The following is a 16,016-nucleotide window of genomic DNA, read 5'->3' on the forward strand; positions in this document are numbered from 1 at the left end:
TTGTTCCCCAGAGCGTGTACGGCACCCGCTCTCGCGGCGCCGTTTGGATTGGTCGATGACGCATTCTCTTCCTGTCTCCTTCGGCGGCTGGGCTGCCTCCAGCGGGGAGGCCCCTGGCTTTGCGTCCCCGTCTCGCGACGGGTTTGCCTGTTCGGGTACCGCACGGGGGCGGTCGGGGGCGTCGGCGCCTGCACGCAAGGTGAGGCGACGCCAACTGCAATGTAACCGGCGTATACACCCGTTAGTGGTGGAACGGGTTTTTCGGTCGAAAGCCCTTCACATCGCCGGTAATCGACCCCGGAGAGAACCTACTCGCGGCCACGCTGAAGCACCGGCGAACAGCCGCCGGGTAGGCCGAACGGACGCTCTTCCGACCGCTTCAGATCAGCCCATGACGCATCGCGGTGGCCTTCTCTGACGACCGGTCAATGGCGCACCCTTCTCATCGGTCGCCTGTCCGACGCCGTGCGACACTGCGGCGTGGGACATCGCCATTCACCGGATCACGGGGCCATCAAGCCCCGCAGAGAGCACCGCATGGGGGTAGAACAGCCATGAGCCGCACCCCGGTCAGCCCCGACGATGCCGATCTCGACCATTGGAGACAGGGCGGCACCACCTCCGCGGTACTGGTCGCCGGACCGGACCGAGTCACCGTTCGCTCCCACGTCGACCCGGAGACCGGCGTACGGATGACCATCAAGAAGAGCGTCCGCCTTCCGCTCGACCTGGTGGAGGCGGCCGAGAACGCTGGACATCCCGACGGATTCTCCGGTGTCGTCCGCGAGGCCCTCGACGCGTGGCTGCGCGCCGACAACGCCGTTCCCGCCGAGGAACTGGCAAAAGCCCGGGGCGCGCTGGCCGTCCTGGACCGTTTCCTGGCCCGCCACCGTCCCGACTCCACCGACGGCGCCATCACAACGTGGACCAGCAGATGATCCGCACTGTTCATCCCGCAGCCGGCATCCGGGTGGCGCGGAGAGACACGCCATAGCTCATGGGATCGCTGCTACAACACCCCCGAAGACGGGGCGATCTACGTTCCTCCACCCATCACTGCACCGACAAGGGAGAGGACACCGGTACCGGGATTTGCTGGAATTGAATAGTCCGACTTCACGGAAGGCCGGCTTCGAGCACGACGTGAGGCTTCCTGGAATTTCGAGTAATCGAAGTTTCGAGGGATCTTCTTCTCACCACACCCTCTCGGCTTCAGCTTGTTTCGAAGATTCTTCCTGCTGATTTCTGCGAAATGATCCTCGAAGTGCCAGAGCAGCCATATTTCGAAGCACGGGTTACTTACCCCCACTTTGAATCCCTCTGCTTGCGCTTCAATGAGTGCGGCGTCGATAGTGGCATGCTCATCGACGTCGAATACACACCATATGCTCTCGTAGCGATCCCTCGGACTTCTGTTCTTCGAGTTGTCCTCGTCCCTGAGAACAACCGCCCTACGCACGACACTCAACGGATCCCGCCCGATCCCGAATACGCTCGCAGTGCTGACCACGAGTCCGGTTGCGCGCGCATACCTCGCCAATCCGTTCAGGTACTGCGGCTCCGTCGCCTCCCCCTCGGTCACCACGAGGATACGGCTTCGCTCGGCCCGCGATCTGTTTCGCTGCAGGTTCGATGAACCCGAGTGCTTCATGCCGAAGCCCTCAGAGTTCCGCCCGCTTCAGCAAGCACGGCCTCAAGGTCGTCTGCTGAAAACATCGGGACGGCACCGTATCTGCCTTGGAGATAACGACGCTCGATGTTGTCACGCGACCTGATGGAGAACTCAGCGGCCGAGTAGATGTCGGTTGCCCCGTCACCCGCCTTTTCTGCCAACCAGATCTCCTCAGGATCCAGGATCTTGCCGTGGAGGCCGCCGAGCAGGGAGGTGTCATGAGATGTGAATACGAGTTGTGCGCCAGATCTGTTCAACCGCCCACTCTTGAACATCTGAATAAGCTGAGAGGTCAGACTCGGATGAAGACTTGAATCGATTTCGTCGACCAGAAACAAGTCACCTCGCTTCAGGGCATCGATTGCCGGAACCGCCAGGCTGAGCCAAGCCACCGTCCCACTGCTTTCTTGCGCAAGCTCCAGAAGAGCACCCGCATCAGATCCGGAGGATTCGTGCACGAACTGGAGCTTCCTTGCCATCTGCTCCATGAGGCGCTCCAGGTCGGCCTTATTCGATTCGTCCGTCGCAAGCGCCTCATGAATCTTCCGCACGACACGAGCGACCTCGTCAGTCGGCGTTTCTTCACGGACCTTTACACCAGTGATTCCGACATCCGCGAATCTCAGCAGCGCTCCCGCGAGATCGAGGAGCCCGCCCTCCCTTTCCACCGAACCCATGATCCACTGCAAACGACTCTGACGATCCGATTCACTGAGCCTTGCGTACTTGATGTGACGGGAAATCTGATGGTGGATCGGCGAGATGATCTGATGCCTGTTGTTCGCCGCCGACGACATGAACAGCGATGTAGGCTTCGTCGCCTTTCCGAGAACTACGTTGTCGCCCGTCAGGTGGCGCCCGAACGAGAAGGTGTCCCCATCACGCTCGTACAGCACCCGCCTCCGCCCACTGGGATACGAGTAGAGCCACTCCTCCAGGATTCCTTTCGCTGTCGACCGGAATCCAAAGGTGTATCGGATCCCTCCACTCACAAGATCGATCTCGTAGAGCGACGGCTCACTCGAGGAGACGTCGTCAAGAGCAAAAGGAACGTACGGAAAGGCTCCCCTTTCCGCCCATCGGGTCGCTGAATGCCGAGTCGCACGGACCAAATGATCCATGGCGTCGAGCATCGTCGACTTCCCAGCCGCGTTCGGCCCGTAGAGACCGGCGACACGTGTCGTCGCCTGCAGCCAATCGCCGCCGGGTGGCGTGGCACCCCGCATCGCCGACGTGGTCAAGGCGATGGTCATCTCATCACGGATCGACCCGTGGTTGGCGACGCGAAATCTCAGCAGCATGGCCTGTCTCCGTAGAAGCTTTGCGTTTAGACCACGGTTTTCGGGAATTCCTGCCCGATTCTTCCACGAAAACGTCATCGGTGCCACCGTTCAGCCGCTGACGAGGGCCGCCACTCATCCTCCGGCGCCCGGCCGCCCGACGACGAGGTCCGGCCACTCGACGAGATACGACACGAGGGGAATCAGGATCAGAGGAGAACGTGGCGCTCCGCCGTACTGGTCACCGGCGCGGGCCAGCGAGCCGCGCGGGAGGCCTACTCCTTTTCGGTGACGAAGACGCCGACCCCGGACAGTCCTTCGACGAGACCCTTCGCCTTGAGCCACTGCACCGCGTTGCGGACCACGGTTATCGACACCCCGTAGTGCGCGCACATCTCGGCGGTGCTCAGCAACCGCTCACCTGGTTTGAGCCGTCCGGAGGCGATCTGTTCGGTGATGTCGTCGATGACCGACTGGGTCTTGGACTTGGCCACGTCTTCTCCCTGCTCCCCATGCTCAAGGACCATGCTACGAACGACAGCCACCGATATAAGGTTGCGTCCTTGCACATAAGGGTGGGCTAGGATGTCGATGTCGCTTCCCGGTCAGCACCCAGCACGGAACCCGGCTACGGACTTCTCATGTTCGAGCCCACGGCGGACCCCGACCGGCACGGCATCCCGCATCCGCGGACCGGGTCACCCGAGTCGGCGCAGGAGACGACTGAGGTTCCGGACGTCCCGCGCATCACCGCGCGAGTCCAGCACGTCCCCGATCAGTCAGACACTCCACGAAGGAGCTGCGGTGAATTCACCGATCGACCTCCGCGCGCATCCCGGTACCGGTGATCTGGAGGTCCAGAACGCTCGCCAGGCGATGCAGCATGGGAAGTGTGGGCGTGACCGCACCGCCCTCCAACCGTGAGATCACTGTCGGTGTGATGCCGGTCCGTGCGGCAAGCTCGGACCGGCTGATCCCCAGGGCAGTCCGCCGGTCATGAACGGCTTGACCGAGGGCGATCCGAGTGCCGGCCTCGATGTATTCGGCGCTTTCCCGATGCTCGTCCGGAACAGCCCACTCGGTGCGGTATCCCGTCATCGTTCACCCCTGTTCGCGGTCGTCAGATCAGGCCGTGGCGCATCGCGGTGGTTACGGCTGCTGTTCGGTCGGTTACGTCGAGTTTGTTGAAGGCTCGTAGCAGGTGGGTCTTGACCGTGGCCTCGCTGATGAACAGCCGGCGGCCGATGTCGGCGTTGGTCAGGCCGGCCGCCACCAGGCGCAGCACCTCGGTCTCACGGGCCGACAGGGCCGGTGGGGCGGGTGCGCGGACCTGCCGGACCAGCGTCGACGCCACGCTGGGGGCCAGCACCGTCTCGCCGCGGGCGGCGGCCCGGACCGCGTCGGCCAGTTCCGCCGGGGAGGCGTCTTTCAGCAGGTAGCCGGTGGCGCCGGCCTCGATGGCCCGCAGGATGTCACGGTCGGATTCGTAGGTGGTCAGCACCATCACCCGGACCCCGGTGGTGGTGGACAGGATCCGGCCGATGGCGTCCACGCCGTCGCCGCCGGGCATCCGCAGGTCCATCAGCACGATGTCGGGGAGTTCGGTGCGGGCCAGTGCCACACCCTCGACGCCGGAGGAGGCCTCGCCGATCACGGTCAGGTCGGGTTCGGCGTCGAGCATGCCGCGCAACCCCATCCGTACCACCGGATGATCGTCGACGAGCAGGATCCGGATCATGCGGGTATCTCCAGGTCGAGGGTGGTGCCGGTGGCGGCGGAGCTGCGGATGGTCAGGGTGCCGCCGGCTTCGGTGGCCCGCGCCCGCATCCCGGACAGGCCGAATCCGCCGGGACTGTCCGGTTCGAAGCCGACGCCGTCGTCGCGGACCACCAGGCGCACCGACGACGGCGAATACGCCAGGACCACTGCCGCCTCCCGGGCCGCGGCGTGCCGGCGGACGTTGGTCAGCGACTCCTGGGCGGCGCGCAGCAGCACCACCTCGGCCCGGGTGGGCAGGGCACGTTCGTCGCCGGTGATCCGGAACGAGCAGGGCACTCCCGACTCTTCGCTGAAACGGGCGGTCGAACGGCGTACCGCAAGGGGAAGTGAGGCGTCGGCCAGCGCCGACGGTGAGAGGGCCGCGACCATGGCCCGGGATTCCGCCAGGTTCTCCTTGGCGGTCCGCACGGCGAGTGCCAGCCGCTCGTCGCGCAGCTCCGGATCGACCGCCTGGATCAGGGTGATGATGCTGGTGAAGCCTTGGGCGAGGGTGTCGTGGATCTCGCCGGCGAGCCGGGTGCGCTCGGTGGCGGCGCCTGCCTCGTGGGAGAGCCGGGCGAGTTCGGCCCGGCTGGCCTCCAGCTCGGCGATGAGCTGGGCGCGCTGTTCGCTCTGCTGGGCCATAGCGGTGATCCAGACGCCGATGCAGATCCCCGCGGCGGTGGAGATCGCGGCGATCACCAGGTCGATGGCGATGCCGCCGGGGTCGGCGCGGAGTTCCAGCACGACCGGGATGATGTTGACGGCCACCACCAGGGCGATCGCGGTCCGCAGCGGCGTCACCATGAAGAAGATCGGGATGACGCCGAACAGCAGCCACGTGGCGAGCGGCATCACGGCGACGGCCAGGGCGAAGAGCGGCAGGTAGGCGGCGGCGACCAGAAGACTCTCCTGGTCGCGCAGGATCATCCGGCGGGCGGCGGCGAGGTAGAGCACGGTCATCCCGGCGATGGCGCCGACCGCGATGATCCGAGGGGCCGGGGGGTGTCCGTCCACCACGATGACCGCGATCGCCATAGCGATCGCGACCACCAGGAGGTACAGATCCCACAACCGGATCGAGGGGCTCGTCACTTGTCGCGGCCGCTCCACCGGAACGTCACCAGGCACAGGATCAATCCGACCACACACCAGACGGCGAGCACCACGGCCACCCCGCCGAGGTTCCAGGTGCCACCGATCTCCTGCGTCTCGGCGGAGGAGGGCAGGAAGACGTAGCGGAAGCCCTGCGCCATCCAACGGACCGGGAAGACCGAGGCGACCTTCTCCAGCCAGTCCGGGAGCTGGCTCATCGGGTGGATGAAGACGCCGGAGACGAACTGCAGGGCCACCACCGGCACGTTGAGGATGGCGCCGGCGTTGCGGGCGTTCTTCACCAGCCCGCTGACCGCGACGCCGAGCAGCGAGCAGGCAATCACGGCGAGCAGGAAGATCCAGCCGAAGGTGAGCCAGTGCCCGGCGGGCGGCAGCGGCATGTCGAAGACCAGGACCCCGAGCAGGATCAGGATCGCCGCTTCGGCGATGCTCAACACCAGGACCAGAAGAGCCTTCCCGATCAGGTACGCGGTAGCCGGCATCGGTGTGCCGCGCAGCCGCTTGAGTGTCCCGTCCTCCCGGTCCATCGCGAGTCCGGCACCCATCGTCACGAACGCGGTGTTCAGCACCCCGTAGGCGATCATGCTGGCGGTGAAGATCCGGCTGACCGCCACTCCCCCGTCGGTCGACTCGCTGCCGAAGATGGTGCCGAACAGCAGCAGGAGCAGGGCCGGGAAGAAGAACGTGAAGACCACCGCGGTCCGGTCCCGCAGGAAGGTCAGGATCTCGACGTGCCCTCGGCGGGCGCTCATCGCGAGGGTGCTCATCGGGTCGCTCCGATCAGGTCGAGGTAGACGTCTTCCAGGGTGGGCCGGCTGATGGTGAGCGTGGTCAGGTCGACGCCGGTGTCCAGCAGGCGCCGGATCAGGCCGGTCGGGTCGGCCACCTGCTCGGTCCGGCGGGCGCCGTCCTCGGTCCAGGCCACCCGTGCCTGCCCGGCGGCCCGGCCGCCCAGGGTGGCCGGGGTGCCCTCGGCGACGATCCGGCCGTCCGCCACCACCGCCAGCCGGTCGGCGAGCGCCTCCGCCTCGTCCAGGTAGTGCGTGGTCAGCACGATGGTGGTGCCGTCGCCGGCCAGGGTGCGGATCAGGTCCCAGAACTGGCGGCGGGCCTCCGGGTCGAAGCCGGTGGTCGGTTCGTCGAGGAAGAGCAGTTCGGGGCGGCCGACGATGCCGAGGGCGACGTCGACGCGGCGGCGCTGGCCACCGGAGAGGGTGCGGATCCGGCTGTCCCGTTTGGCGGTGAGGCCGACGAGGTCGATCACCTCGTCCGGGGTGCGCGCGCCGGGGTAGAACCCGCCGACGTGCCGGACCATCTCCCGTACGGTGAGGTCGGCGGCGTCGGAGGCGTCCTGCAGCACGATGCCGATCCGGGAACGCCAGGCCGAGCCGGCCCGCCCCGGGTCCTCGCCGAGGACCCGCACGTCGCCGGCGGTCCGGCGGCGGTGTCCTTCCAGGATCTCCACGGTGGTGGTCTTGCCGGCCCCGTTCGGGCCGAGCAGGGAGAAGATCTCGCCGCGGGCGACGACGAGATCGATGCCCGCGACGGCGTCACGGCCGCTGTATGTCTTCCGAAGTCCGGTTACCTCGATGGCTTCCATGGATAAGAGCTTCGCGGAGAACCGGACGACAGGGGACGACCGTGCGGCTGTCAGGCGGTGTCAACCGTCCGGTGGACAGTCACTCCCACTTGAAGTTGCGGGCGGCGGCGGCCGGCCAGACGATCGCCCAGGTGAGCAGGGCGGCCCAGATGCCGAGCGGGATCGAACCGCCGTGGGTCAGCGTCTCCCGCAGCGCCTCGGCGTGCGCGGCCAGCGGCAGCAGGAACCATCCGGCGGCGCCCAGGTCGGGGGCGCCGAACATGATCCCGCCGACGGACATCATCACCACGTAGATCAGGGTGGCCGCGCCGGTGGTGGTCTCCGGTTTGAGCACGCTGGCCAGCAGCAGGGCCAGACCGGTGTAGCCGGCGGCGGCCAGCACGGTCACGCCGATCGCCGGCAGCAGCGCGCCGGCCTCCGGGCGCCAGCCGACCGCGACGCCGACCAGGGCGAGCACCAGCACCTGCACCACGATCAGGGCGAGGATCGCGGTGGTCTTCGCGATCAGCAGGCCGGGACGGGTCAACGGCGAAGCGCCGAGCCTTTTGAGTACGCCGTAACCACGCTCGTAGCCGGTGATGATCGCCTGCCCGGTGAACGCGGTGGACATCACGGTCAGCGCCAGCACCCCGGGCACCACATAGCCCAGCCGGTCGGCGGTCGGCAGGTTCGTCACGTCGAAGAGGCCGGCACCCAGCAGGACCAGCAGCGGCACCCCCATCGCCAGGACGACGGCCTCACCACGGCGGGCGGTCAGCATCAGCTCCATCCGGATCTGGCTGCCGAGGATGGCGCGTTTCGGGGCGCGGCCCGGCGCCGGGGCGAATGTGCTCACTGAACGGCTCCCACCGGGGTCTGCGTGGTCAGGGACAGGTAGACGTCCTCCAGCGTGCGGCGGCGGGTGTTGACCGCTGTCACGTCGGCGCCGGCGGCGGCGAACCAGGCCAGCACCTCGGCCAGGCCGGCGGTGTCCAGCGAGCCGGAGACCGTGTAGAGCCCGGGGGACGGCTCGGCCACCGTGCGGCCGGCACGCAGCCCGCTCAGGTCCAGGCCCGGCCCGGCGCGCACCTCCAGCACGTCGATCGCGGCGGCCGAGGTCAGCTCGGCCGGGGTGCCGGTCGCCGCGACCCGCCCGGACCGCATGATCACCACGTCGTCGGCGAGGCGCTCCGCCTCGTCCAGCAGGTGGGTGGTGAGCAGCACCGACACGCCGTCGGTGCGCAGCTCCTCGATCAGCTGCCAGGTGGTGTGCCGGGCCTCGGTGTCCATGCCCGCCGTCGGCTCGTCCAGGAAGACCAGCTCGGGGCGGCCGACCAGGGCCACCGCCAGGCTGAGCCGCTGCTGCTCGCCACCGGACAGCCGGCGGAACCGGGTGCGCTCGAACCGGCGCAGGCCCAGCCGGTCCAGCAGCATGTCGGTGTCGAGGGGGTGGGCCGCGAAGGAGGCGAACAGGCGCAGGATCTCGCCGGCGGTCGCCCACGGGTAGACGCCGCCGGACTGGAGCATGATGCCCAGCCGGGGCATCAGCGCGTCGTGGTCACCGACCGGGTCCAGCCCGAGCACCCGGGCCTCGCCGCCGGCCGGCCGCCGGAAGCCCTCGCACACCTGCAGCAGGCTCGTCTTGCCCGCGCCGTTGTGCCCGAGCAGGGCGAGCACCCGCCCGCGTGGCAGGATCAGGGACACTCCATCGACGGCGGTGGTGTCGCCGTAGCGCACCACGACGTCCCGTACCTCGACCGCGGCCGCGTCGCCACCAACCATGAGTCCCGCCAATCCGCCGATCCGTCCGCCACCGGCCACCTTACGGTGGCCCGCTGAAAGCCCCGGCCCGGCGGTGCACCGGATGGCTTGTCTCACCTTCTCCCGCCGGCGACCACCGCACCTCCTACCTGAGGCCGCACCTTAGGCTTCCGGTATGGGCGTGGTGGAGATCTACACGGACGGCGCGTGCTCGAAGAACCCCGGGCCCGGCGGCTGGGGCGCGGTGCTGCGCTGGGGGACGGCGGAGAAGGATCTCTGCGGCGGCGAGGCCGGCTCCACCACGAACAACCGGATGGAGATGATGGCCGCGATCATGGCGCTGGAGGCGCTCAATCGCACGCCGCTGACCGTGGACCTTTACACCGACAGCGTGTACGTCCGTAACGGCATCACGAAATACCTGGAGAACTGGAAGCGCAACGGGTGGATGACCGCGTCCCGCCAGCCGGTGAAGAACGTCGACCTGTGGCAGCGGCTGGACACCGTGGTCCGTAAGCATCAGGTCACCTGGCACTGGGTGAAGGGTCACGCCGGGCATCCGGAGAACGAGCGGGCCGACCGGCTGGCCGCCCGCGGGCTGAAGGAGGCCGTGGAGGCGGCCCGCTAGGAACGCGGCTCGGGGACCTTGGCGCGGGCCACCCGGTCCGGCGGCAGCAGATAGGTGGCGGCCTGGACCAGCTCCTCGGGGACCGCGTGGCGGGCCTGGCGCTGGGCCGGCACGTCCGGCCCGAGGGGGACGACTTCCGGGGCGACGGCACCGCGCCCGGCGGCCCGGGCGGCCATGCTGAACACACTGCGGGTGGCCGCGTCGTACCCGCGTTTGTAGGCCGCGGCCCGGTCGTCCCCGCTCTGCCGGCGCTGGTGCAGGCGCCCGGCCGCGTATCCGAGGCAGGCCATCAGGGCGGCGGCCAGGATGACGAGAAGGATGGTGTCGCCCGGTGTGGTCATACCTCGATTGTGACGAAGTGGATAGACCGGTAGCTATGGCCCGTTTGACGTACCCCGGAGGAATTAGGCTGTGATCCCCGCGGCATCGCGCGGGCCCGCTTCGTGACGATGGGGGATGGTTTCCATGGGCATTCCACGACGGGCCCTGGCGGCTGCCGCCGCCGCGCTGCTGCTGCTGACGTCCGCCTGCTCGTCCGCTGATGACGACGACGGCACCGTCACCTCGACGGTCGAGGTCTTCACCTGGTGGGCCGAGGGTGGGGAGAAGGCCGGGCTGGACGCCCTGATCGGCCGGTTCGGCGCCGCCTGCCCCGGGCAGTCCTTCGAGAACGGCGTGGTCGCCGGTGGCGCCGGGGTCACCGCGAAGCAGGTGCTGGCCACCCGCCTGCTGCAGGGCGATCCGCCGGACACCTTCCAGGTGCACGCCGGCGCCGAACTGCTCGACCACATCGACTCCGGCCAGGTCGCCGACCTGAGCGCCGACTTCGGCACCTGGGGTCTGCGGGACGCGCTGCCGGCCGGCCTGATCGAGACGCTGACCGTCAACGGGCGGCTCTGGTCGGTGCCGGCCGGGGTGCACCGGGCCAACGTGGTCTGGACCAACGAGCGGGTGCTCGCCGACGCCGGTGTCCGGGACGCGCCGCACGACGTCGACGAGTTCCTGCGCGACCTGGACCTGCTGCGCCGGCACGGGATCGAGGCCCCGCTGGCCCTGGGCCGGGACTGGACCCAGCTGATGCTGCTGGAGGCGGTGCTGATCAGCGAGCTGGGGGCGGACGGGTTCGGCGGGTTGTTCACCGGCGCCACCCGGTGGGACGGCGAGCCGGTGCGCCGGGCGATCGACGACTACGCCCGGCTGCTGGACTTCGCCAACACCGACCGCAACTCGCTGGACTGGCCGCAGGCGGAGCGGCTGCTGGTCGAGGGCAAGGCCGGCTACCAGCTGATGGGCGACTGGGTGGCGGCCGATCTGGAGGCCAAGGGCTTCACCGGGTACGCCACCTTCCCCTTCCCCGGCAACGGCACCGCCTTCCAGTGGCTGGCCGACTCGTTCGCGCTGACCAGCGGCGCCGCCAACCCGGCGGGTGCGCGCTGCTGGCTGGCCACCGTCGCCTCGGTGGAGGGCCAGCGGGAGTTCAACGCGCGGAAGGGCTCGATCCCGGCCCGCACCGACACCCCCACCACCGGGTTCACCGCCTATCAGACGGGAGCGGCCGAGGACTGGCGTTCGGGTGTCCCGGTGCCGTCCTGCGCGCACGGATCGGCCTGCTCCCAGCCCTGGCAGAACGCCGCCAACGCCGCGGTCGCCGCGTTCTCCACCGCCCGGGACGCCACGGCCCTGCGGGACGCCCTGGCGGCGGCCGCCAAACAGTTCATCCGGCAGCAGTGACGGGGCAGGATGGGGAGATGGGTGAGGATCGCGACGGGGTACCACTGACCAACCTGGACCAGGAGCTGTTCCCCGGCGCCGGGGCCACCAAGCGGGATCTGATCGACTATCTGGACGTGATGTCCGGCCGGTTCCTGCCGGTGCTGCGCAACCGGCCGCTGTCGGTGATCCGGGTGCTGCGCGGCCAGGACCGGTTCATGCAGAAGAACCTGCCGAAGTACACACCGGACTGGGTGCCCCGGGCGAGCCTGTGGGCCGACTCATCGCACCGGGAGGTGACCTATCCGCTGGCCGACGACCGGCGCACGCTCTTCTGGCTGGGCAATCAGCGGGCGGTGGAGTACCACCCGGCGCTGATCCCGGCCGGTTCGCCGCACCCCACCCACCTGATCATGGATCTGGATCCGCCCGGGGACGGCGGCTTCGCACTGGCCGTGGCCGGCGCCCGGCTGGTCCGGCAGGCACTCGCCGACGCGGGCATGGACGGGGCGGTGAAGACCAGCGGCGCCAAGGGGGTGCACGTCTTCGTGCCGCTCGCCGGCGAGCCGTCCGCCGAGGACGTGGCCGCCGCCCAGCGCGCGGTGGCGGCCCGCGCCGAGCGGATCGATCCGGAGCTGGCCACCACCGCGTTCATCCGCGACGACCGGCACGGCAAGGTGTTCCTGGACGCCACCCGGGCCGGTGGGGCGACGGTGGTGGCGGCGTACAGTCCGCGGGCCCGGCCCGGGGTGCCGGTCTCGTTCCCGGTCGGCTGGTCCGATCTGGACCGGGTCTCCCCCGCCGACTTCACCGTGCACACCGCACCCGGCCTGCTCGGTGATCGGGACCCGTGGGCCGGGTCGATGCCCGCCCCGCGGGAGCTGGACGCCGGGCTGGTCGCCGAGGGGCACACCATCCCGGTGGCCCGGGTGCAGGCCATGCACGAGGGCAAACGCCGCGCCAAGGCCCGCCGCGAAGCAGGTTAGCGTGCCGATCTGTGGCCCGATTCGGGCCACAGATCGGCACGCGAACTGAGGCCGACCGGCCGTGTGCCGCGTTCCGGCGCGTTTCGCGCCGGAACGCGGCACACGGCCTCAGATGATGAGGGCGCTCCAGAACGGGACGGACGGCCGGACCCGGCGCGGGGCCGGGGCGCCCAGGCCGAACTCCCGGTGCAGCCAGTCGGCCAGGTCGGCGCCGTAACCGATCACGTCGGACCGGTGGATGGACAGCACCGGGTGCCCGGCGATGACGGCCGGCAGGTAGCGGTGGTGGTAGAGCGGCACCATCCGCGGGGCGATCATCAGGGCGGCCCGGGCGGTGGCCACCCGGTCGCCGAAGGCAGGGCCCCACCCGTCGTACCAGAAATCGTTCTCGGCCACGTCGACGAGGACGCCCTCGACCGGCGCGGTGAGCGCCGCCCGCAGCCCGGACCGGTCCGGCGAGCGCCAGTCCGGCCAGCCGGGGCCGGTGGGCAGCCCGGCGGCGAGGAATTCCCGGTGGTCGGGGGCGAAGTGGAAGCCGAACTCGGACTCGACGGCGTCGAGCTCGGCGGCGGACAGGCCGGCGGCGATCGGGAAGCGGCCGGAGGCGGCGAGCAGTTCCGCGGCGGTCATGGCCTCACGGTAACGACCGGATCGGCGGACATCGAACCATGTCGCCCGTCCGCGCCGCCGGAAGTTACCCCTCGGGAACTCCTCAGGACGGCCCGCCCGGGCCCGATGACCCCGGTTGTCCACCCCTCGGCGGTGGGTCGAAGGGTAGGGGCGGATGGCAGCCGACGACACGGCTCTGGACCCGCGGGCGGCACGCCGCTGGGCCGGGTACGCCACCCTGGCCGGAGCGGTTTTCACCGTCCTGGCGGCACTCGTCGTGTTCGGCTCCCCCGGCGTGGCCCGGGCGACCGCCACTTGGGGCCTGCTCGGCGCGGGCGCCGTCGCGGCGGCCGCCTGTCTGCGGCGCTCCCGGGGGCTGACCGGCCGGGCCCGCTGGGGCTGGACGCTGATCGCCGCGGGCCTGCTGCTCTGGGGCACCGGGCAGTTCTCCTGGTTCAGTTCGCCGGATCTGTTCCGGGCGCTCAGCGGGCCCGCCATGTTCGGTCTGGTGGTGTTGCTGCCGGCCGGTCTGCTGACCATGCCGCGGGCCTCCCAGCCGGTGGTGAACCGGGTCCGCAGTGTCCTGGACGGCCTGCTGATCGCCGCGTCGCTGGCCCTGGTCGCCTGGGTGTTCGTGGTGGACCATCAGCTGGCGGCCGGGGCCGGCGGCTGGGACTTCTACTCCACGCTGATCTTTCCGCTGATCGACGTCATGCTGGTCACGGTGGTCGCCTACATGCTGCCGGTGCGGCGGCTGCGCGGCGGGCACGGCATCGGGCTGGTGTTCTTCGGCGCCGGTGTGCTCGCCTTCGCGGTCACCGACATCGGGCACGTCTATCTCGAACTGACCGGGAACCACGGCGCGGCGCCGATGGTGCACCTCGGCTCGCTGGCCGGGTACGCGCTGATCACCGTCGGCGCGCTGCGGCCCCGGCCGAACGGAAGAGAACCCGAGAGTCTTCCGCCGGCGGTGTGGCACACCTCGATCATGGTGCCGTACCTGGCGGTGCTGGCCGCGCTGGCCGCCAGCGTCCTGTACCACCTGCTGAGCGGGCAGAACCACCCGTTCATGACGTACACCAGGTCGTTCCTGATCCTTCTGATCGTCGGCCGGCAGCTGCTCACCCAGCTGGAGAACCGGGCCCTCACCCGCAATCTGGAGACCCGGGTCGCCGAGCGCACCGCCGACCTGCACAACCGGGAGCAGTGGTTCCACGCGCTGATCCGGCACAGCTCGGACGTGGTGACGGTGATCGGCGCGGACGGGATGATCAGCTACCAGAGCGAGTCGATGCAGCGGGTCTTCGGGTACGGCCCGGAGGTGTTCGTCGGCCGCCGTTACACCGACCTGGTCGACGCGGAGGTGGCGGTCCGGCTGGCCGGGGCGATGCGGCGGGTGGCGGCGCGGCCGTACGCGACGGTCACCCTGGAGGTGGTGCACACCCATCGGGACGGCCGGAAACGCCCCTCCGAGGTGATCATCACGAACCTGGTGGACGACCCGCGGGTGGCCGGGTTCGTGCTGAACACCCGGGACATCAGCGAGCGCAAGGAGCTGCAGGAACAGCTGGTGCACGAGGCATATCACGATTCGCTCACCCAGCTGGCCAACCGGGCGCTGTTCCGGGACCGGGCCGCCGAGGCGCTGCGCCGCGGCACCGACGTGGCGGTGCTCCATCTGGACCTGGACGGGTTCAAGCGGGTCAACGACAGCCTCGGTCATCTGGCCGGCGATCAGCTGCTGGTGCGGGTCGCCGACCGGATCAGGGCGTGTGTCCGGGACGAGGACCTGGTGGCCCGGTTCGGCGCCGACGAGTTCGCGATCCTGGCCGAGGGCGCCGACGACGCCGAGGCGATCGCCCGGCGGATCCTGGACGACCTGGAGGAGCCGGTGCACGCCGGCGCCCGTCTGATCCATGTGCGGGCCAGCATCGGCCTGGCCGCCGCCGCGCTGCTCGACGAGACCGGTGGTGAGGACGGCGAGAGCCAGCGGGCCGAACAGCTGATGCGCAACGCCGATCTGGGCATGCACCACGCCAAGGCGGCCGGTGGCGGGGTGTTCGCCGCCTACCACCCGCGGATGCGGGAGGGCCTGGTCGAGCGCCTGGAGCTGGAGTCCGACCTGCGTGGCGCCCTGGACCGGGGCGAGCTGCGCCTGCACTACCAGCCCACGATCGACCTGGAGACCAGTCAGGTGGTCGGCTTCGAGGCGCTGGTGCGCTGGCCGCACCCGACCCGCGGCATGATCAACCCGCTGGACTTCATCCCTATCGCCGAGGCCACCGGCCTGATCGTGCCGCTCGGGAACTGGGTCCTGCACGAGGCCTGCCGGCAGGCGGTGGAGTGGTCCGCGGCGGCCGGCGGCCGGCCGCTGAAGATGTCGGTGAACGTCTCGGTGCGCCAGCTGGACCGGACCGACTTCGCCGAGACCGTCGCCCGGGTGCTGGCCGACACCGGGATGCCCGCCGACCGGCTGTGCCTGGAGATGACCGAGAGCGTCCTGATGACCGACACCGAGGCGAACCTGGAGCAGCTGCTGCGGCTCAAGGCGCACGGGCTCACCCTGGCCATCGACGACTTCGGCACCGGCTACTCGTCGCTGGCCTACCTGCGCCGGTTCCCGATGGACACCCTCAAGATCGACCGCTCGTTCGTGGAACGGCTCGGTTTGATCGCCGACGACACCGCGCTCACCGACACCATCGTGCGGCTGGGCAAGAGCCTCGGGATGGCCACCGTGGCCGAGGGCATCGAGGAGTTCGGCCAGCTCGCCGCCCTGCGGGAGATGGGCTGCGGCTTCGCGCAGGGCTACTACTTCTCCCGTCCGATCCCGGCGGCCGAGGCCGGCCGGCTCTTCCTGGAAGGAGCGGAGACCGCCGTCGTAGCCTGAACAGAACCGCCTCCCGTGCCGGTGGGC

The 16,016-nt window shown here is 69.5% G+C and carries 17 protein-coding genes and 1 riboswitch; of the genes, 5 read left to right on the forward strand and 12 right to left on the reverse strand.

Going from position 1 to position 16,016, the window contains the following annotated elements:
• Window positions 1-79 precede the first annotated feature (79 nt).
• Window positions 80-158: riboswitch (cyclic di-GMP riboswitch) on the reverse strand.
• A gap of 396 nt (window positions 159-554) precedes the next feature.
• A complete protein-coding gene (locus tag ACQ0O7_RS19505) occupies window positions 555-938 on the forward strand; it encodes a hypothetical protein (RefSeq protein ID WP_430783551.1) in 384 nt (127 codons plus the stop codon).
• A gap of 98 nt (window positions 939-1,036) precedes the next feature.
• Here ACQ0O7_RS19505 and ACQ0O7_RS19510 read toward each other — a convergent pair whose 3' ends face one another.
• The 10 genes from ACQ0O7_RS19510 to ACQ0O7_RS19555 all read right to left on the reverse strand — a co-directional run bounded on the left by ACQ0O7_RS19510 (window position 1,037) and on the right by ACQ0O7_RS19555 (window position 9,187).
• Window positions 1,037-1,582 (reverse strand): RloB family protein, encoded by a 546-nt coding sequence (locus ACQ0O7_RS19510; RefSeq protein WP_430783552.1) that lies wholly within the window; start codon window positions 1,580-1,582, stop codon window positions 1,037-1,039.
• 65 nt (window positions 1,583-1,647) lie between these two features.
• Window positions 1,648-2,973 carry an AAA family ATPase gene (locus ACQ0O7_RS19515; RefSeq protein WP_430783553.1) on the reverse strand — a complete coding sequence of 442 codons (1,326 nt, stop codon included), beginning with the start codon at window positions 2,971-2,973 and terminating at the stop codon, window positions 1,648-1,650.
• A 254-nt stretch (window positions 2,974-3,227) separates the two neighbouring features.
• The gene (locus ACQ0O7_RS19520; RefSeq protein WP_430783554.1) at window positions 3,228-3,446 is read right to left on the reverse strand and encodes a winged helix-turn-helix domain-containing protein; all 219 of its coding nucleotides are present in this window, start codon (window positions 3,444-3,446) and stop codon (window positions 3,228-3,230) included.
• A 316-nt stretch (window positions 3,447-3,762) separates the two neighbouring features.
• On the reverse strand, window positions 3,763-4,050 hold the full coding sequence (locus tag ACQ0O7_RS19525; RefSeq protein ID WP_430783555.1) for a helix-turn-helix domain-containing protein: 288 nt from the start codon (window positions 4,048-4,050) through the stop codon (window positions 3,763-3,765).
• 22 nt (window positions 4,051-4,072) lie between these two features.
• A complete protein-coding gene (locus ACQ0O7_RS19530) occupies window positions 4,073-4,690 on the reverse strand; it encodes a response regulator (RefSeq protein ID WP_430783556.1) in 618 nt (205 codons plus the stop codon).
• Window positions 4,687-5,805, reverse strand: a complete 1,119-nt coding sequence (locus ACQ0O7_RS19535; protein ID WP_430783557.1) for a histidine kinase — start codon at window positions 5,803-5,805, stop codon at window positions 4,687-4,689. The genes ACQ0O7_RS19530 and ACQ0O7_RS19535 overlap by 4 nt, the downstream gene beginning before the upstream one ends.
• Window positions 5,802-6,593 (reverse strand): ABC transporter permease, encoded by a 792-nt coding sequence (locus ACQ0O7_RS19540; RefSeq protein ID WP_430783558.1) that lies wholly within the window; start codon window positions 6,591-6,593, stop codon window positions 5,802-5,804. Before ACQ0O7_RS19540 ends, ACQ0O7_RS19535 begins: the two co-directional genes overlap by 4 nt.
• Entirely contained in the window at window positions 6,590-7,426 is an 837-nt protein-coding gene (locus ACQ0O7_RS19545; RefSeq protein WP_430783559.1) for an ABC transporter ATP-binding protein, read from the reverse strand. The genes ACQ0O7_RS19540 and ACQ0O7_RS19545 overlap by 4 nt, the downstream gene beginning before the upstream one ends.
• A 79-nt stretch (window positions 7,427-7,505) precedes the next feature.
• Window positions 7,506-8,261, reverse strand: a complete 756-nt coding sequence (locus ACQ0O7_RS19550; RefSeq protein ID WP_430783560.1) for an ABC transporter permease — start codon at window positions 8,259-8,261, stop codon at window positions 7,506-7,508.
• Window positions 8,258-9,187, reverse strand: a complete 930-nt coding sequence (locus ACQ0O7_RS19555) for an ABC transporter ATP-binding protein (protein ID WP_430783561.1) — start codon at window positions 9,185-9,187, stop codon at window positions 8,258-8,260. The genes ACQ0O7_RS19550 and ACQ0O7_RS19555 overlap by 4 nt, the downstream gene beginning before the upstream one ends.
• A gap of 154 nt (window positions 9,188-9,341) precedes the next feature.
• On the opposite strand from ACQ0O7_RS19555, the gene rnhA reads away from it, so the two are divergent.
• The gene (rnhA, locus tag ACQ0O7_RS19560; protein ID WP_430783562.1) at window positions 9,342-9,794 is read left to right on the forward strand and encodes a ribonuclease HI; all 453 of its coding nucleotides are present in this window, start codon (window positions 9,342-9,344) and stop codon (window positions 9,792-9,794) included.
• Here rnhA and ACQ0O7_RS19565 read toward each other — a convergent pair.
• The gene (locus ACQ0O7_RS19565) at window positions 9,791-10,135 is read right to left on the reverse strand and encodes a hypothetical protein (RefSeq protein ID WP_430783563.1); all 345 of its coding nucleotides are present in this window, start codon (window positions 10,133-10,135) and stop codon (window positions 9,791-9,793) included. The two genes, rnhA and ACQ0O7_RS19565, sit on opposite strands and share 4 nt — an antisense overlap.
• 124 nt (window positions 10,136-10,259) lie before the next feature.
• Here ACQ0O7_RS19565 and ACQ0O7_RS19570 point away from each other — a divergent pair, with 124 nt between their 5' ends.
• Window positions 10,260-11,525: an ABC transporter substrate-binding protein gene (locus ACQ0O7_RS19570; RefSeq protein ID WP_430783564.1), complete on the forward strand. Its 1,266-nt coding sequence runs from the start codon at window positions 10,260-10,262 to the stop codon at window positions 11,523-11,525.
• Between the two features lie 17 nt (window positions 11,526-11,542).
• A complete protein-coding gene (locus tag ACQ0O7_RS19575; protein ID WP_430783565.1) occupies window positions 11,543-12,490 on the forward strand; it encodes a DNA polymerase domain-containing protein in 948 nt (315 codons plus the stop codon).
• 108 nt (window positions 12,491-12,598) lie between these two features.
• Here ACQ0O7_RS19575 and ACQ0O7_RS19580 read toward each other — a convergent pair whose 3' ends face one another.
• On the reverse strand, window positions 12,599-13,120 hold the full coding sequence (locus ACQ0O7_RS19580; protein ID WP_430783566.1) for a hypothetical protein: 522 nt from the start codon (window positions 13,118-13,120) through the stop codon (window positions 12,599-12,601).
• A 154-nt stretch (window positions 13,121-13,274) separates the two neighbouring features.
• On the opposite strand from ACQ0O7_RS19580, the gene ACQ0O7_RS19585 reads away from it, so the two are divergent.
• The gene (locus ACQ0O7_RS19585; RefSeq protein WP_430783567.1) at window positions 13,275-15,989 is read left to right on the forward strand and encodes a putative bifunctional diguanylate cyclase/phosphodiesterase; all 2,715 of its coding nucleotides are present in this window, start codon (window positions 13,275-13,277) and stop codon (window positions 15,987-15,989) included.
• Window positions 15,990-16,016: the final 27 nt, after the last annotated feature.

It is taken from the genome of Actinoplanes sp. G11-F43, assembly GCF_050589265.1.
GTDB lineage: Bacteria > Actinomycetota > Actinomycetes > Mycobacteriales > Micromonosporaceae > Actinoplanes.

Bases quoted from the DNA above. Each gene is read 5' to 3' on its own strand.
- ACQ0O7_RS19515 (WP_430783553.1), bottom strand. From the start codon at position 2,973: ATGCTGCTGAGATTTCGCGTCGCCAACCACGGGTCGATCCGTGATGAG.
- ACQ0O7_RS19540 (WP_430783558.1), bottom strand. From the start codon at position 6,593: ATGAGCACCCTCGCGATGAGCGCCCGCCGAGGGCACGTCGAGATCCTG.
- ACQ0O7_RS19525 (WP_430783555.1), bottom strand. From the start codon at position 4,050: ATGACGGGATACCGCACCGAGTGGGCTGTTCCGGACGAGCATCGGGAA.
- ACQ0O7_RS19530 (WP_430783556.1), bottom strand. From the start codon at position 4,690: ATGATCCGGATCCTGCTCGTCGACGATCATCCGGTGGTACGGATGGGG.
- ACQ0O7_RS19505 (WP_430783551.1), top strand. From the start codon at position 555: ATGAGCCGCACCCCGGTCAGCCCCGACGATGCCGATCTCGACCATTGG.
- rnhA (WP_430783562.1), top strand. From the start codon at position 9,342: ATGGGCGTGGTGGAGATCTACACGGACGGCGCGTGCTCGAAGAACCCC.
- ACQ0O7_RS19555 (WP_430783561.1), bottom strand. From the start codon at position 9,187: ATGGTTGGTGGCGACGCGGCCGCGGTCGAGGTACGGGACGTCGTGGTG.
- ACQ0O7_RS19580 (WP_430783566.1), bottom strand. From the start codon at position 13,120: ATGACCGCCGCGGAACTGCTCGCCGCCTCCGGCCGCTTCCCGATCGCC.
- ACQ0O7_RS19565 (WP_430783563.1), bottom strand. From the start codon at position 10,135: ATGACCACACCGGGCGACACCATCCTTCTCGTCATCCTGGCCGCCGCC.
- ACQ0O7_RS19585 (WP_430783567.1), top strand. From the start codon at position 13,275: ATGGCAGCCGACGACACGGCTCTGGACCCGCGGGCGGCACGCCGCTGG.
- ACQ0O7_RS19570 (WP_430783564.1), top strand. From the start codon at position 10,260: ATGGGCATTCCACGACGGGCCCTGGCGGCTGCCGCCGCCGCGCTGCTG.
- ACQ0O7_RS19575 (WP_430783565.1), top strand. From the start codon at position 11,543: ATGGGTGAGGATCGCGACGGGGTACCACTGACCAACCTGGACCAGGAG.
- ACQ0O7_RS19545 (WP_430783559.1), bottom strand. From the start codon at position 7,426: ATGGAAGCCATCGAGGTAACCGGACTTCGGAAGACATACAGCGGCCGT.